The organism is Metabacillus sp. KUDC1714 (assembly GCF_014217835.1).
Lineage (GTDB): Bacteria > Bacillota > Bacilli > Bacillales > Bacillaceae > Metabacillus > Metabacillus rhizosphaerae.
Map to the genome: position 1 here is coordinate 3,118,418 of NZ_CP055263.1, position 17,307 is coordinate 3,135,724.

Genomic DNA, 17,307 nt, shown 5'->3' on the forward strand with positions numbered 1-17,307 from the left:
ATATTCGTAAAAACTCTCTACCCTGCTACAAAAAATTTACATAACTTTAACAGTTTCCCTATATTCAAATAACATACACTCCTTATACTTAAATTTCGTCTAAGAGATTGAATAAAATATTAAAGGAGAAATAAAGTATTTTAAAATTAATCATTTAAAAATTTGCAGCAGAAAAGGAGAAACACAAAAGGTATGAAATTTATGAAAAAAAAATCAATAATAATACTTGCAACACTAACTCTGGCATCTTCTACGCTTCCTGTTCAGGCTGCCAGTCAATATTCTGATATCGAGCGGAGCTTTGCGAAAAATGAAATTCAAACTGGGATTGATAATGGCTCAATAAAAGGATATCCTCACGGTTCTCGTGCAGAAGCCGTAGTTACATCAAATAATGCTTTTAAAAAAGATAAGCTTTCAAAACCTGCAAAGCCACAAGGGACTACTGAAGAAGTAAATATAGATGCTCCTGAAGATGATCAACCTTTACCAGCAGTGGATAATGGTAGATATGCTAATGATGCAATCTTAAAGAACATAGCTGCGACTAATCCTTTTATTAATATTTTAGATGGTTTTGATCAAATATGGTCTATGAATCAACCAGATTGGAGAGACGGAACAGCGTTAACTAAACCAGGTGTAAATGGTGAGGTTGCAAACTATGGTGACGGACCTACCGTTTATTTTGATGGATATAAAAATGATAAGACAAAAGTAGTAGCAGATAAGAAGACATATGCTAACGAAGAAATCAGAGATGCAGAGACTTGGGCAGCTAATATAAAATATGTAGAAGACGTTACCAAAAACAGAACTGATGAAGAGGCGTTAGCGGCCTATTATGATGATCAAAGAGATAAGATATATAGTATGATGGAAGCTTATGGGCCTTTAGCTAATACCTACATAGATATCGTTAACCCGATCACAAGTGTTGTAAGATCAACAGAGGACATGAATAAAGTATTGGAAGAAACGACTGTTGAAGACCAAAGTCAAGGAATGGGACAATGGAAGGGATCTGAACTATCAGATGCGATGGATTTAGTTCATTTAATTAGATTTAGAACTCCTTCTTCGTCAAACCCTTCTAAGTACTTTTTCTCTTCTCCAAGACCGTACAGAATGAATTCAAATGGAGAAGTGAAAGAAGTTGTTGATAAGAACGGTTTACCTGTTTGGGAAACAATCGGCAGTGGTGAAAGTACAGTAGAAGAATTACCTTCAGGTGGTAAAAAAGAAACGGGAGAAAGACATTACCAACAATATGAAACGAATGTGGAAGTAATTCCTGCATTAGAATATGTAAAAAGAGAAGCGAAAGACGGAAGAGGCAAAGACGGAGCTTTTCCAAGTGGGCATACAAGTGCATCTTATTTGTCAACATTTGGATTTGCATACGCAACACCGGAAAGATATGCTGAATTTTTAACTAGAGCAGCTCAAATGGGAGAAAATAGAATAGTGAGTGGAATGCACTCTCCACTTGATGTCATAGGAGCAAGAATACAATCTACAGCAATGACTGCCTATGCATACAATCTTCCAGAAAACAAAGAGGTATTGGATAAGGCTTATGAAAATGCTGGAGAAGTATTCGGTAAATTAGCTGAATCAAAAGAAATGAGCTTGTACGAATATGCACATACGGTAACAGAGGCTTATAAGTTTGAAAGTGCGTACGATGAAGAAAAGTGGGAAGATCATGAAACAAATAAAGCTTTCTATCGGGAAAAACTTACTTACGGATTACCTCAAACAGGAACAAAAGGTTTAGACCCTGTAGTACCTAAAGGGGCAGAAGTTTTATTGGAAACTCGTCAGCCTTATTTGACAGATAAACAACGTAGAGAAGTATTGTATACCACAGAAATTGAATCAGGCTACCCTGTAATAGACGAGTCAAATGGTTGGGGAAGACTTGATTTGGTAACAGCATCTGATGGATATGGTGCGTTTTTAAGTAATGTAACAGTGGATATGGATGCTTCAAAAGGAAGATTTAATGCCCATGATTGGTGGAGAAATGATATTACTGGCAGTGGTATGCTTACCAAGCAAGGGACGGGAACGCTTACATTGACAGGAAATAATAGTTATTCAGGAGGCACATTGCTACAAGAAGGAACGTTAGAAGCTACTTCTACGACTGCTTTTGGTGAAGGCGATCTTTATGTAGAAAATGGTGAAGTTTTAGTTAATGTAGATGGACCTTTAAATTTAAATGGCAATTTAACAATGGAAGCTGGAAACCTAGATATTGCAATGGATAATGACAACAGTCAACTAAATGTAGATGGACTGTTATACCTTGATGGTGGGGACCTGAATTTAGATCTTTCTAATTATGAAATAGAAAAGGGTACAAACATTACTTTAATGACTGCCGACAAGGTGAAAGGTAAATTCGATAATGTAACTGCTTATGGTTACAAGGTAACTGTCACTTACAGAAATAATAGTGTCGTTGCACATATCAAAGCAAAATAATAGCATTTGGTAATTCGAAATCGAGTAGGAGGGGGTGATGAACCCCCCCGACTCCAGGTAGATTGGCCTTGAGACCACTAGTAAGAAATAGTGGTCTTTCCTCTTTAGTGGGAAAATCAAGTATTCTTGATGGCTTAGCGCTTAAACAAACGGTATCACCAGTCAAGAGCAATCTTCAACAATCAAGCGCTTTTCCGGAACACAGAAAGCTTCTTTTTTGATGTAACAGTTAGATCTGCTTTTCAATCGTTTTGTTGGGTGCGAAACTTAAGAAATCTTAATCATCGTTTATAAATATGATCGCTGAGCTGGCCATGAACCTTGTAGTTTACGAAGTTGTACAATTTGTCCTGTATGATAAGCATCGTGCAAAAGGATATTCAGATATTGTTGCCAAACTGGTAGAGAAGGACTTGGTTGATCCAATTCTGCTTCTTGAAGGGATGTTAATGAAGATTGTAAGGCATCATGTACTTGAAGCGTTCGCTTCACTGTATCTTGCCAGGCATCTTCATCATTAGCTCCACCTTGGACAAACGTGTCATCATTATTTTGGGGAGCAACAAAGGTGTCATCTTGTTGTAAGCGGGAAAGTAAGCGCTCTTTAAAGGTTAGTAAATGGTTTACATTTTCCCAAATCGTATTACCGGCCATTCCTTCTGGTTGCCAACATGCTTGTGCAGCGGTAAGATTTTTTAATGCTTCTGATATCGGTGGGTACCATTCTTCTTCGTAAAAAGCTTGCTTGACTCCATTTTGCAAGATTTCTTTTTTACTCATTAGGATAGCCTCCTTGTTTGTAACTATCTAAATAAAATTCATTAGTTACGATCAATTTATCATATTTCCCTAAATAAATACATTGGAGGGAAAATATACATGAACTTTATACTGCTATCGCTTGAAACAGTAACGGAAAGTAATCTTTAATCACTTGTTGGCGATATCTTGTAAGACTACTGGAGATAAAAAGTATTGTAGTACTTGTGCGAAAAGATTCAGTTCATTTGAAATGATAGGATTCATCAAAAACGCTATGCTTATCGTAAACTTCTTACGATAAGCATAGCGTTTTTTCATTTTGGTGTATGATTTTAACTGATCTTGATGGGCATGTAACACTACCCATTAAACAGCTTATTTTGTTATTCTATTAACCTCACAAGGATTGGAACTAGTTTCCGACTAAACTTCCTCATTTTCTAACAAAACTACAAAAAATTCAAAAAAATATGTAACATTACCTTACAAATATGTACAAATATTCCGAAAAATGCATTAAATTAAAATTTATTACAGGAGGTGTAAAGAAAGATGACAAGAAATCAAGAAAAAGGTATGACGAGAAGGGATTTTTTGGATCAAGTCGGAAAAGTTGGGGGAGCAGTTGCGGTTTGGGGCGCAATGGAATCTCTTGGTTTATTAGGTAAGCCATTAATGGCAAGTGCAAAGGAATTTACTAGTCCTAAGAAAAGCGATTTAGCAATGGCGAATAAAAATGGCAAAAAAATCATTATTTTGGGAGCGGGCATTGCTGGAATGGCTGCAGCTTATGAATTAGGAAAGGCAGGTTATGATTGTAAAATACTTGAAGCAAGGGAGCGCACTGGTGGTCGCAACTGGACAGTAAGAAAAGGTACAGCAGAAAGTGAAATAAATGGGGTAAAACAAATTGCGAAATTTGATAAAGGGCTATACTTTAATGCGGGTCCAGCGCGTATACCTCAGCATCATGTAACAATTGATTATTGCAGAGAACTTGGTGTTGAACTTGAAGTATTCTGTAATGCCAATGAATTCTCATACTATTATCAAGAAAACTCCGGGCCTCTATCTAGCCAGAAAATACGAAAGGGCACTGTAAAGGCAGATACTCGCGGTTATATTTCAGAATTGTTAGCGAAGGTTTCAGATAAAACCGCACTAGATCGCCCTCTTTCGAAAGAGGATATTGAACGGTTAACTGCCTATCTTAAAGGTGAAGGAGATCTATCTTCAGATTATACATATAAAGGTTCAACTCGTCGTGGATATAAGGAGTTGCCGGGGGCTGGTCTTAATCCTGGTACAATCGATTCGCCATTAGCCCTTACAGAGCTGCTGCAATCAGGAATGATGAACAGCATCAGCGGTGATTATGATTTCAATCAGCAACCGATGTTGTTCCAACCTGTAGGAGGGATGGATCAAATTCCAAAAGCTCTTGAAAGTAAGTTGTCGGGAAAAATCACTTTCGGAGCTGAAATACAAGAAATTAGACAATCAGCGGATGGAGTTCGAATTGTATACAAAACAAATAAGAATGGTAAAACAAGTGAAATAACAGGAGACTATTGTATTTGTACTATTCCTCTTCCTGTATTAAAAAATATTCCAGCTGATTTTACACCACAAATGAAAAATGCAATTAAAAATATAAATTATGCAACGACTGGAAAAATTGGTCTTCAGTTTAAAAACAGATTCTGGGAAAAAGACGATCGTATCCTTGGCGGAATTACGACAACTAATATGGATATATCACAAATTTGGTACCCATCCAATGACTTTTTATCTCAAAAAGGAGTGTTAGTTGGCTATTATAATTTTGGTCAAAATGCAGTGGATTATGGGAATCTATCACTCTCGCAGAGACAAGCTCGTGCGATATCTCAAGGTGCGAAAATCCATCCTCAATATGCGCAAGAATTTGAAACTTCTTTTTCACTGGCTTGGCATAAAATCAAATATAGTGAAGGCGGATGGGCTTCATACTCTGCATCTGATCGTACGAACTACTATCCTATCCTAAATGAACCACAAGGACGAATTCATCTTGCTGGTGAACATCTAAGTTATTTAACTGGATGGATGGCAGGTGCTTTTGAGTCAGCAAGAATTGCAGTTAGCAGAATTCATGAAGAAGTACTCAAAGAAAGTAAGGTTACTTCTAAAGTAGGCTAAACAGATCTTCAATATTCATAGGTAGAAGGAGATGGAATGATGAAAAAAACGATTAAATCTTTGGCCATAACCACTGTACTTGGGACAAGCCTAATTGCTGGATTCTCTGCTTCTGCAGGAAGTGAAAGTTCAGCATTGAAATCAAATAAAGTAACCTTCTTTGGATCTCCGACATCTTCGATTTCTAGTTCAGTTGCTGTGCCGCACAATTATAATCGATTATCGTATAGTGGGACAGTCCCTCCATTAATAAATAAGGATGGAAAAACGACATATGAACGATATGGAGATACAGAAACGCAAGCCATTGGAATATTAAAGACCTTTAAAGCTGATCTTGAAGCAAAAGGACTTTCTATGGCAGATATCACATATTTAAGAGTGTATCTTACTCCAGACCCTAGCAAAGGGAATAAGCAGGATTACCAAGGATGGTTCAATGCTTATGCCAAGTTCTTTAATACAAAAGAAAATTCAGTAAAGACTGCCCGTTCAACGGTAGGTGTCGATAGTTTAGTAAATTCAGATTGGCTAATTGAGATTGAGGCTGAGGTAGCCTATAAAGCTAAATGAAGGAAAGAAAGGAGTAAACTTACGACAGCGGGATCAGCACCCTTTCCTTCATAAAAAAAATAAAATATAGACAAGGGAGAGAATCATTATGCTTCAGAATATCGGTGTTCCAGGGTTAATCTTAATTCTTATCATTGCACTTGTCATTTTCGGGCCTTCAAAATTACCTGAGATTGGGCGTGCATTCGGTAACACTCTCAAAGAATTCAAAAAGGCAACAAACGATCTTGTGAATGGAGACAATGAATTTAATAAAACAGAAGAAGAAACAAAAAAACTACAAGCAGTTGAATCGACTAAACAAAGTAACACTGGTAGTTAACATATTTAAAAAGATGTAGGTAGGTGATCCTGCTTACATCTTTCTTATCTAGAAGGATCTTTTTACATGATAGTGTTTAAACGTCAATAAGGGTTTTCGTTAGGGGGCTTTACATTTGGATAAAACCAAAATGAATCTAGTTCAACATTTAGGAGAATTGCGAAAACGAATCATCATCGTTTTAATTGCTTTTATCGTTTTCCTTTGTCTATCCTTCATTTTTGTGCAAGATATTCACCAGTTTTTAGTGAAAGATTTAGATGATAAATTAGCATTACTAGGTCCTGGTGATATCTTATGGATTTATATGATGATTGCTGGAGTTGTTGCAATTGCGGCAACAATTCCGATTGCAGCTTTTCAAGTTTGGAAATTTGTAAAACCAGCTCTCAAAAAAGAAGAACAAAAAGCAACATTAGCATTTATACCAGGTATATTTCTTTTATTTTTGTTGGGGATTTCCTTCGGCTACTTTATCCTTTTTCCAATTGTCCTATCATTTTTAGAAAATTTAGCAGGAGAACAGTTCGAAGCGTTCTTTACAGTCGATAAGTATTTCAGTTTCATGATCAATTTAACGTTGCCATTTGGATTTTTATTTGAAATGCCTGCGGTTATTATGTTTTTAACAAAACTAGGCATCATAAATCCTCATAGACTAGTAAAAGCAAGAAAAATATCCTATTTTGTTTTAATGATTATTTCAGTGGTCATTTCTCCCCCCGATTTGGTTTCCGATGTTCTAGTCATCGTACCTTTACTCATCTTATATGAGTTTAGCATTACATTATCTAAAATAGTATTTAGGAAAAAAATAGAATTACTAAAAGAAGCAAGTTAATAATGGAAGTTTTTTCTCTTTCTCTTTTTCGGTGGCTGTGCCTTCCGAAGTTTGTCGAAAATAGGGTTGGGGTAACTTACTAGATTGCTGCAAAGCCAACTTGTTTGGCTATATCTTGTAGGACTACTGGAGATAAAAAGTATTGTAGTTCTTGTGACAAAAGATTCAGTTCATTTGAAATGATAGGATTCATTAAAAACGCCATCCTTTCTCGTAAATTTTTTACGATAAGCATAGCGTTTTTTCATTTTGAGGGTATGATTTTAACTTCGCTTGATGGGCATGTGACTGTACCCCTAAATTTGTCATAAAAAAAGTATTCAATAATGGATACTTGAGGTGCTGGACCATGACATTCTGCTGCAACAATGCCACCCTCGTCATAAATTGCTTTGATAATTCGATCTAAATCATCATCTTTTGCAAGGTTGTACATTACATGATCTCCAACTTCCAGAACGACATCATATTATTAAGCTGTGTAAAGAATGGCTTGGAGAAGTATTTGCATAAATTTGTTGTATTTTCTATAAGAAGATAAGGGGAATTCCAATCGGTGACTGAATTCCTCTGTATAATTCATTAATATATCTTTCAGAAACTGACTAGTTTTGGAAAAAGTAAGGATTTGCGACCATCAATAGAACATTTAAACTTACCAAACAAACTTAGAGGGCGGCACTTTATAATATTTTTTAAACGCTTTAGAGAAACTGTAAGGATCAGGGTATCCGAGCATACTTGCAATTTCCTTTATCGAATAGCGTTTAAGGTACAATAATTCTCGAGCACGGTTCATTTTCAATTGATAAATGTAGCGCCCTGGTGTCAGACCAAGAGCTTGCTTAAAATAAGAGATAAAATACTTCTCTGACATACTCGCTACTGCAGCAATCTCTTCAACTCGAATTGTTTGATGAAGGTGTTCATGGATAAAATCAAATACAGGCTGAAGCTTAACCAAATCCATGGTCAACTTCTGATTAGTTGGATAATGCACGAATTCCCCACGATATTGTTTACGACCATACTGTTCCATAATCTTAGCGATTAAAATCGTCAAACATCCTTTCAAACGAATCCCTGACATTGGAGCACTACGTTTATATTGGTCATACGTATCCAAAAAAAGCCGAATCTCCTCTTCAACAAGAGTACTATGAATAATGCCAGACAGCTGAAAATTGTCTAGTATTCGAATATGATCCCCGAGACTAAGATCAAAGTGTGTGAATATAAATTTGCAACTGGTACTTAGGGTTGTAGCGGTATAGGTAACTTTTGGAGTGAAAAGAATCAAATCTCCCTCAGAAGCAAGATACACCTCTTCTTGAATACGAATTTCAATCTGTCCTTCTTGAATGCACCATAAGTCATAATCCTTATGTTGTCTTCTCTCAATCCAACTATTGGGATGCGCAACTTCGCTACAAGAATTTATTTGGAGCTTGATGAGCTCTGAAAGTTCGTTGAAAATATCTAAACTATCCATCGGTAAAACCACCCCCATACTTTTAGATGTATTATTGATACTTTTAGACATTTTTTTATTTATTTATTATAACTTATGAATTTGTTAAGATTATCTAATATTACTATTTGACATGAAATGATTACTCTCTTACATTTCTAATTTTGTATGCGCTCTCTATAATTGTAGATAACAAATGTATTGGAGGGGATTTCTATTACTATTCAGAAGCCTAAGGTAGTCGTGTTAGGAGCAGGGAGTTTGTTTTTCGGTCGTCAGTGTATTTGGCAAATGGTTCATTCTAAACATCTAAACAAAGGTACTTTAGTTTTAGTAGATACAAACGAAGAACGGTTAAACAAACTGGTCAATTTAGCCCAAATGGTTGTCGATGCTAATCAAGTAGATTTGAAGATTGAGGGATCGGTTGACCGTAAGCTAGTTCTTCAAGATGCTGACTTTGTTGTACTTAGTTTTGCTAAGGATACAGTAAAGTACAGGGGAATAGACTGTGAGATTTCCGAAAAGTATGGGATAAGAATGTGCTCTGGTGATACGATCGGACCTGGTGGGGTTTTCCGAGCGATGCGCGAGCTTCCTATGATTTTGGAGTGTGCAAAGGACATTGAAGAAATTTGTCCCGAAGCTTGGGTCATTAATTATATTAACCCGTCGACGGTCAATGGAATAGCGTTAAAAAGATATGCACCGAATTTAAAAACTTTTGCTTTGTGTGATTCGCATCATATGCCACATAAGAAAATGATCTATGCTGAACGAGCGGGGATAATCAATGACAAAAGTGAGTACTCCGAAGAAATCGACCGTAAATTCAATTTACGCATTGCCGGAGTAAATCACTTCACTTGGCTGTTAAAAGCGGAGTATGAAGGAAAAGATGTCCTTCCTACTATTGCTGAATCATTGAACCGTTCGGCGGAGACGGAAACAGTAGGTGGTGACACAGGTGCCAAGGCTCTTTACAATGATGCCATCAGCTATCAACTGTATGACATCTTTGGCTATGTTCCAACTTGTACTGCTCATACAAAGGAATATGTTCCTTATTGGCAAGGGCTCGGCAAGCTGGAAGATACGATACCGCCATTATCTATTTGGGAAACGGAAGACCGTTATAAGCGCCATGATGAGATGTGGCGGCAGATTGATAGTTTCCTAAGCGGTGAAACACCAATCAGTGAGTATATGAATACATTTGGTCCGGACCATGCGACAGATATTATTGAAAATATGGTGGGCGGATTAGGGAAACCTTTCTACATTAACACACTTAATCAAGGCGCGGTAACGAATATGAACGATGATTCATTCCTCGAACTGTTATGTGAAGTCACTATGGATGGGGTAAAGCCTTTACCTGTTGGCGAGATGCCTCGTGGGATTCGCGGCATGCAGGAGCTAGTACTGGATACACATGAATTAACAGCGGAAGCCGTTGTGGAACGCGACCGTAAGAAGCTTAGAAGGGCTATGCTGACAGATCCTCTCGTTAACTCCATTGCAGATGCCGATCAAATCATTGAAGAACTTTTAGAGTTGGAAAAGGATATTATTCCTGAGCATTGGTATGCAAAGGATCTTATATAACTAGTCCCGCCGGGATGTTTTTTCATTCGCTTTATGATCCTGACATCCCAGAACAGACTCTAATTGAGCTTTCTGAAAAAGCATCTGCTAGATGGTCTCTATAATGGTTAGATGGAATTCTTCATAGTATTCAAATACGAAACCTTACAGGGACATCGATGGCCGAGTACCTTGAAAATCTTGTGAAAGGACGCGCATAGCATTTGTTGTTATAAAGGTAGATAAAATAACAAAAGGGGAGAGATTCCCCTTAATCTACAAAACTTAACTTCGTGTAAAATATCTATTATCCAAACTAAGTCTTTATGAATGAAAACTCCCAAAACTTCTATTCAATCAGACTAAAGTCCGCTTATAACAAAACCTCCACTTATTGAAGGTTTACTTTATATGATATATTATTCCATCAGCTGTCTCGCTTCCATAAACAACGCTTGGATAAATTTTTTCATGTTAATGCGGCTCTGGTTGCTTGCCTTTTCGCTTTTGTCATCCAGCTCCAGCATTTTTTTGCGGACTTCCGAGAAATCAAAAAATGTGGAAGAATAGGCTTCGAATTTTGGATTCATATAATCCGTCAATCCTAATGAAGCGATATGGATGAGCGCCTGGTAAAGAGCGCGGCGGACACGCTGCTCAGAAGCTTTCATTTCCTTCTGGATGTCGGCCTCTTTCACTCGATCTCCTAGCTTTTCAGCAGCGATGCCTGCAAAAATATCCTTTAAAGATGGAAACGTATAGGCAGAACCGAGTCTTTGCTTTTCATTTTGGAGGAATTCTAAAATTTTTAGTAAATCCTCGCTTCCCCCTTCTCCAATCATACCTAAATCTGAAATTAAGGGACGTCCGGCTTCAATAATATTTTTTGTATGATAGGAGGACACGAACGGAGACTGCGGTTGGCCTGTAAATAAGTTCAATGATTCTTGAATGCCTCGCATTGATTGTTCCAACAGAACCTGCTTGTTTACTTTTTTTAATATGCATGCAATTTCAAGATGGTTCAGCGGTTTTGTAATGTAGTATTCCGCCCCTAAACGGTACGCCTCTCCGATCAGTTCCTTCGTTTCTACTTGAGAAATCATCACAAACTTTCCTTGAAATCCATCAGCAAGAGCCCGGATCGTTTCAATTCCGTCCCTTATTGGCATGAGCAAATCAATTAAGACAACGTCTGCTTTTTTTAATGACAACAAGCCATTATCCACTAACGATCCGTCCTCCGCTTCTCCCACCACGGTTCCTAAATCTTCGTCTTCAATCATTTCAATCAGCATTGCTCGAATGGCAATATCGTCATCTATAATGAAATAATTCATCTCGCTAACCCTTTCTCGATCATCGCATTCATTGGAATTTCTAAGATAAATACAGTTTCTTTATGGTTATCCATAAGCCTGATATGTCCTCCCCATTTTTCAACCGTTTGTTTCACATACGATAAACCGATACCCGTCGAAGGGTTTCCAGCCGCATCAAATTTCTTTGTAAAGCCTTCTGTGAAAATGACTTCCTTCAGTCTAGGTGCAATGCCGGGGCCATTGTCACTGACGCAAAACTCCACGAATTGATCTTTCCTTTTCACATGCAGCGATACGTATCCCTCTTCTTTAATGGCTTCCACGGCATTGGCTAACAAATTATTGATTAATGATAATACCATGTATACATGGTAAGGCGGATGGTCCCCATCTACATGCAAGGAAAATGAAACATCTTTGCAGTTAGACTCTGCATATCGTCTATTGGACACGATCATAATGTTACCAAGCTCTTCGATTGTCATATAATCTTGTAGGTTTTTGGAAGCCATGAGTTCCGACACCCCTGCATAAATCCGCTGGTTATCTTTTTTGATCTCATGGACAAGACCGGCAATCTGCAGTGCCGTTTGCGCATCATGGCCGCTTTCCTCCCGTGATTTTAACCGGCGATAAAAATCATAACACATGCTGGTGATTTCTTCCGCATTTAGCATCGTTTTCTTCAGTTGAACCGATTCTTCATACAAATTTGAAATGAAAAGCAGCATTTGCTCCTTTTGCTTGCGTTGCTCTTCTTCTGCGAATTTTGCTTCTCTCAGCTTGAAAATATTAAAAAAGCCGAGAACGAAAAAGCTTCGAATAAAGGCAATGAAAACGAGTTGTTCAATGGTCAGCAAGGTTATGTCTTGATTTGCCAGGAAAGAACGGATCGCCATTTCCGATACGCTTGCAAAAAGCTCGATCAATACCCCTAAAAGCCCGATTATAAACGGCTGATCATGCCGTTCGTTCAATTTCGTCAAATGAAATACGAACGCGTACATGACGTAATAGAAGAAGGCGGGAAAATGAAGATACATCGCTTCCTCAACAGATATGTCTCGTATCCCAACAGCCAGCAAAAAACGTAAAACAAACACACTTAACCCCGTTAAAATGCCTGCAATATTCGGATGAATCCTTCTCCCCCACAGCAAAAACAAGAAAAAGACAGGCGTCCCCAAACTGACTCTGAATGTATCGTCGAATGGATAAAACTTGAATTCACCCGCAAGAGGCACTGCAATCATCATTAATAGTAAAATCCTTATACGCTCTTTCAATACAGTCCCTCCCCAGTCACTATATAAAAACATAACACATTGTACTAATGGTAAAAAAGGGGAAAGGGTTTTGACTAAAATTTTTAATTTTCCTATTTGCCCTTGTGGGTTTCAGTAGGTTTTAGTTGGTTTTAGTGGGGTTGAGTATAAACTAAGATAAATAATAATGAAAGCGTTAACAAAAAACAACTAACATTAGGGGGGAATTTATTTGAAAAAGTTTGGATTAGCTACACAAATTTTTGTTGCACTTATACTAGGTATTTCTGTCGGTGCAGTATTTCACGGGAATGAAACAGTCATGGTCATTATGGAGCCGATTGGAGACATTTTTATTCATTTAATTAAGATGATTGTCGTTCCGATTGTCATTGCTGCATTAGTAGTCTCAATCGCAGGAGTCGGCGATATGAAAAAACTAGGGAAATTAGGCGGGAAGACCATTCTCTATTTTGAAATTGTCACCACAATCGCCATTGCTATTGGATTACTGGCGGCCAACTTGTTCCACCCGGGTTCTGGTTTAGATACAAGCAATCTTGAAAAAAGTGATATTTCAAATTATGAAGAAACGACGAAAACAGCTGAAAGCCAGGGTTTTGCGGAATCGATTGTTCATATTGTTCCGAAAAACATATTTGAATCCATGGCCCAGGGTGACTTGTTACCGATTATTTTCTTCTCTGTGTTTTTTGGTTTAGGAATTGCGGCAATAGGAGAAAAAGGAAAACCTGTCCTTGGCTTTTTTGAAGGTGTATTAGAAGCAATGTTTTGGGTGACAAACCAAGTGATGAAGTTTGCCCCGTTTGGTGTATTTGCACTGATCGGTGTAACTGTTGCTAAATTTGGCATTGTAACATTAATTCCATTAGGGAAATTAGTGCTTGCTGTTTATGTGACGATGGTATTTTTTGTGTTCGTCGTTCTTGGAATTATTGCGAAAATGTCCGGGACAAGCATTTTTGTTCTCTTGAAAGTGTTAAAAGACGAACTGATTTTGGCATTTACAACGGCAAGCTCAGAGGCTGTATTACCAAGGTTAATGGAAAAAATGGAGAAATTTGGCTGTCCAAAATCGATTACTTCATTTGTTATTCCAACAGGCTATACGTTTAATTTAGACGGTTCATCGATTTATCAAGCAATAGCTTCACTTTTCGTGGCACAAATGTATGGTATTGATCTATCAATTACACAACAGATAACGTTATTACTAGTATTAATGTTAACGTCAAAAGGAATGGCCGGCGTTCCGGGTGCGTCATTTGTTGTCATTTTAACAACACTTGGTTCTATGGGACTGCCACTCGAAGGAGTTGCGTTTATTGCCGGTATCGATCGTATTTTAGATATGGTACGAACAGCGGTTAATGTCGTTGGGAACTCATTAGCAGCAATTGTTATGTCAAAGTGGGAAGGCGAATTTAACCAAGAAAAAGCAAACCATTACGTTGATTCAATTAAACAGTCAGACGTAGCATAAACTTGCCTGAGGATAAAGGAGGAAACACTATGTCAACAATTAGAATAGGTCATAACGTACGCATTGAAAAAGATTTCTTAGGTTCAAAAGAAGTACCTGTAGATGCATACTATGGGGTCCAAACATTGCGTGCGGTCGAAAATTTTCCGATTACAGGCTATCGTATTCATGAAGAATTAATTAAAGCGTTGGCTATCGTGAAAAAAGCAGCAGCTTTAGCAAATATGGATACGAAACGTTTGTACGAAGGACTTGGTAACGTGATCGTTCAGGCAGCAGATGAAGTGATCGAAGGTAAATGGCATGATCATTTTATCGTGGATCCAATCCAAGGCGGTGCAGGTACATCGATGAATATGAATGCAAACGAAGTCATTGCTAACCGTGCACTCGAATTACTTGGAAAAGAGAAAGGGGACTATGTTCTTCATTTAAGTCCAAACACCCATGTGAACATGTCACAATCAACAAACGATGTGTTCCCAACCGCAATTCATATTGCCACCCTTCGTTTACTCGAAAAATTGTTACCTACGATGGAGTATATGCTTGATGTCTTTAAGAAAAAGGCACAACAATTCGACCATGTGATTAAAATGGGACGGACACATCTTCAAGATGCGGTGCCAATCCGACTTGGTCAAGAGTTTGAAGCATTTAGCCGAGTAGTAGAGCGTGATATTAAACGCATTAAACAATCACGCCAACATTTATATGAAATAAATATGGGAGCAACAGCTGTGGGAACAGGATTAAATGCAGACCCTCGCTACATCGAAAGAGTGGTTAAGCATTTGGCTGATATTAGCGGCCTTCCGCTTGTTGGGGCAGAGCATCTTGTTGATGCGACACAAAATACAGATGCTTATACAGAAGTCTCTGCAGCGTTGAAGGTATGTATGATGAATATGTCCAAAATCGCGAATGACCTACGTTTAATGGCCTCAGGTCCTCGCGCGGGCCTTGCGGAAATTAGCTTGCCGGCCCGTCAGCCAGGCTCATCCATTATGCCGGGAAAAGTCAATCCGGTTATGCCTGAAATGATCAATCAAGTAGCGTTCCAGGTCATTGGCAATGACCATACTATTTGCCTGGCATCTGAAGCGGGTCAGCTTGAACTGAACGTGATGGAACCAGTGCTTGTGTTCAACTTGCTTCAATCCATCAGCATCATGAACAATGCATTCCGTGCCTTTACAGACTACTGTCTCGCAGGAATTGAAGCAAACGAAAACCGTCTAAAAGAGTATGTAGAAAAAAGCGTTGGGATTATTACGGCTGTTAATCCGCATATTGGGTATGAAGTGGCAGCTCGTATCGCAAGAGAAGCGATTTTAAAAGGTAAATCCGTACGTGAACTATGCCTGCAGTATGATGTGTTAACAGTGGAAGAGCTTGATCTTATTTTAAATCCTTTTGAGATGACAAAACCAGGAATTTCTGGGGCAGCTCTATTTGACCGAGAATAAATAAGTTTTTATAAGCCCGATGAATCTTAGAAAATTGGCAACGGTAATTGGTTTGCGAGAGTAGATATAGGTGACATAAAGGGGAGAAAACTAGAGTAAAACCGATATAATATGCAGGATATTACTCTACTATAAGTTCTTCCTTTACTATAATTATACAAAAATTAAACAATGGGAGATATACTGAATGTCAAATTTACGAGAAGAAGCATTAAAGATACACAAGGAAAATCGAGGAAAGCTTGGTGTTCATTCAAAAGTTCCGGTACGAAATGCGAAAGATTTAAGTCTCGCTTATTCTCCAGGTGTAGCGGAACCATGCTTGGACATTTATGAAGATGACAGCAAAGCGTATGATTACACAATGAAGGGGAATCTTGTTGCTGTTGTTTCAGATGGAACAGCTGTACTCGGCCTTGGGAATATCGGCCCGAAAGCAGCCATGCCTGTCATGGAAGGGAAAGCATTATTATTCAAATCGTTTGCAGATGTGGATGCATTCCCGATTTGCTTAGATACAACAGATCCGGACAAGATTGTGGAGGTCGTTAAATTATTGGAACCGACTTTTGGCGGAGTGAACTTAGAAGACATCGCAGCACCGCAATGCTTTGAAATTGAAGAGCGGCTACGAAAGATTTGTAATATTCCAGTTTTCCATGATGATCAGCACGGTACAGCTATTGTAACAGCGGCAGGGTTACTCAATGCTTTGAAACTAGCAAACAAAAAGATAGAAGAAATTCACGTTGTCGCAAACGGTGCCGGTGCTGCTGGCGTGGCGATTGTCAAGCTGCTGTTGCATATGGGTGTAAAAGACGTCATTTTATGCGATACAAAAGGAATCATTTATGAAGGACGACCGTTTGGAATGAATCCATTTAAAGAAGAAATGGCTCGCATCACTAATAAAGAACAAAAACAAGGTACATTGGCAGATGCTCTTTTGGGAGCCGATGTGTTTGTCGGGGTATCAGCCGCAGGTGCCGTCACGAAAGAAATGGTTCGTTCCATGAACCATGATCCAATCATTTTCGCCATGGCCAATCCAGTACCGGAAATTATGCCACAGGAGGCAAAAGAAGCGGGAGCACTGGTAGTAGGAACAGGACGTTCTGATTTTCCAAACCAGGTCAATAACGTACTTGCATTCCCTGGTATTTTTCGGGGAGCTTTAGATGTTCACGCAAAACAAATTAATGAAGAAATGAAGCTTGCTGCTGTTTATGCGATTGCTGGATTAATTGCAGAGGAAGATCTTCATACCGATTATGTCATTCCAGATCCATTTGACAGAAGAGTGGTCGCTTATGTATCGGCAGCTGTTGCTTACGCTGCAATGGAAACAGGCGTTTCGCAAAAGCATGTAAATGTAGAAGAAATCAAAAAGTGTCTATTAGCCCTAGCAGAAGAAACACAAGTTGTTATTGTATAAACCTGGTTCAAATAAAGGAACACCTTATTTACTGCTTAAATGCTCAATAAATCCTATTTCATACCAATTTATGATGGGTATA

At 38.3% G+C, this 17,307-nt stretch carries 14 protein-coding genes; 9 read left to right on the forward strand and 5 right to left on the reverse strand.

The genetic code is table 11. The features are described from left to right. Window positions 1–192 precede the first annotated feature (192 nt). A complete protein-coding gene (locus HUW50_RS14755; RefSeq protein WP_066323956.1) occupies window positions 193–2,493 on the forward strand; it encodes a phosphatase PAP2 family protein in 2,301 nt (766 codons plus the stop codon). 288 nt (window positions 2,494–2,781) lie between these two features. Here HUW50_RS14755 and HUW50_RS14760 read toward each other — a convergent pair whose 3' ends face one another. Next, a complete protein-coding gene (locus tag HUW50_RS14760; protein ID WP_066323968.1) occupies window positions 2,782–3,273 on the reverse strand; it encodes a DinB family protein in 492 nt (163 codons plus the stop codon). Window positions 3,274–3,807: 534 nt separating this feature from the next. Between HUW50_RS14760 and HUW50_RS14765 the strand changes: the two genes are divergently transcribed. From HUW50_RS14765 to tatC, 4 genes are all read left to right on the forward strand, one after another. Next, window positions 3,808–5,436, forward strand: a complete 1,629-nt coding sequence (locus HUW50_RS14765; RefSeq protein WP_198165115.1) for a flavin monoamine oxidase family protein — start codon at window positions 3,808–3,810, stop codon at window positions 5,434–5,436. A gap of 36 nt (window positions 5,437–5,472) precedes the next feature. Then, a complete protein-coding gene (locus HUW50_RS14770; protein WP_260445505.1) occupies window positions 5,473–6,009 on the forward strand; it encodes a RidA family protein in 537 nt (178 codons plus the stop codon). Window positions 6,010–6,097: 88 nt separating this feature from the next. Then, window positions 6,098–6,331 (forward strand): twin-arginine translocase TatA/TatE family subunit, encoded by a 234-nt coding sequence (gene tatA, locus HUW50_RS14775; RefSeq protein WP_066323971.1) that lies wholly within the window; start codon window positions 6,098–6,100, stop codon window positions 6,329–6,331. 115 nt (window positions 6,332–6,446) lie between these two features. Further along, on the forward strand, window positions 6,447–7,172 hold the full coding sequence (tatC, locus tag HUW50_RS14780; RefSeq protein WP_066323973.1) for a twin-arginine translocase subunit TatC: 726 nt from the start codon (window positions 6,447–6,449) through the stop codon (window positions 7,170–7,172). A 244-nt stretch (window positions 7,173–7,416) separates the two neighbouring features. Here the strand turns inward: tatC and HUW50_RS14785 are convergent, their stop codons facing one another. Together HUW50_RS14785 and HUW50_RS14790 are read right to left on the reverse strand one after the other, a co-directional pair. Then, on the reverse strand, window positions 7,417–7,608 hold the full coding sequence (locus HUW50_RS14785; RefSeq protein WP_066323976.1) for a hypothetical protein: 192 nt from the start codon (window positions 7,606–7,608) through the stop codon (window positions 7,417–7,419). A 219-nt stretch (window positions 7,609–7,827) separates the two neighbouring features. Next, a complete protein-coding gene (locus HUW50_RS14790; RefSeq protein WP_232328938.1) occupies window positions 7,828–8,664 on the reverse strand; it encodes a helix-turn-helix domain-containing protein in 837 nt (278 codons plus the stop codon). Window positions 8,665–8,853: 189 nt separating this feature from the next. Here HUW50_RS14790 and HUW50_RS14795 point away from each other — a divergent pair, with 189 nt between their 5' ends. Next, the gene (locus HUW50_RS14795; RefSeq protein ID WP_396652636.1) at window positions 8,854–10,251 is read left to right on the forward strand and encodes a family 4 glycosyl hydrolase; all 1,398 of its coding nucleotides are present in this window, start codon (window positions 8,854–8,856) and stop codon (window positions 10,249–10,251) included. 398 nt (window positions 10,252–10,649) lie between these two features. Here HUW50_RS14795 and HUW50_RS14800 read toward each other — a convergent pair whose 3' ends face one another. Together HUW50_RS14800 and HUW50_RS14805 are read right to left on the reverse strand one after the other, a co-directional pair. Next, window positions 10,650–11,570 carry a response regulator gene (locus HUW50_RS14800; RefSeq protein WP_066323983.1) on the reverse strand — a complete coding sequence of 307 codons (921 nt, stop codon included), beginning with the start codon at window positions 11,568–11,570 and terminating at the stop codon, window positions 10,650–10,652. After that, window positions 11,567–12,838, reverse strand: a complete 1,272-nt coding sequence (locus tag HUW50_RS14805) for a sensor histidine kinase (RefSeq protein ID WP_185652986.1) — start codon at window positions 12,836–12,838, stop codon at window positions 11,567–11,569. The genes HUW50_RS14800 and HUW50_RS14805 overlap by 4 nt, the downstream gene beginning before the upstream one ends. A 211-nt stretch (window positions 12,839–13,049) precedes the next feature. On the opposite strand from HUW50_RS14805, the gene HUW50_RS14810 reads away from it, so the two are divergent. From HUW50_RS14810 to HUW50_RS14820, 3 genes are all read left to right on the forward strand, one after another. After that, complete coding sequence (locus tag HUW50_RS14810; RefSeq protein ID WP_066323988.1) at window positions 13,050–14,321, forward strand: cation:dicarboxylate symporter family transporter; 1,272 nt, start codon at window positions 13,050–13,052, stop codon at window positions 14,319–14,321. 29 nt (window positions 14,322–14,350) lie between these two features. Then, entirely contained in the window at window positions 14,351–15,790 is a 1,440-nt protein-coding gene (gene aspA, locus HUW50_RS14815; protein ID WP_185652987.1) for an aspartate ammonia-lyase, read from the forward strand. 187 nt (window positions 15,791–15,977) lie between these two features. Continuing rightward, the gene (locus HUW50_RS14820; protein ID WP_066323993.1) at window positions 15,978–17,225 is read left to right on the forward strand and encodes an NADP-dependent malic enzyme; all 1,248 of its coding nucleotides are present in this window, start codon (window positions 15,978–15,980) and stop codon (window positions 17,223–17,225) included. Window positions 17,226–17,307: the final 82 nt, after the last annotated feature.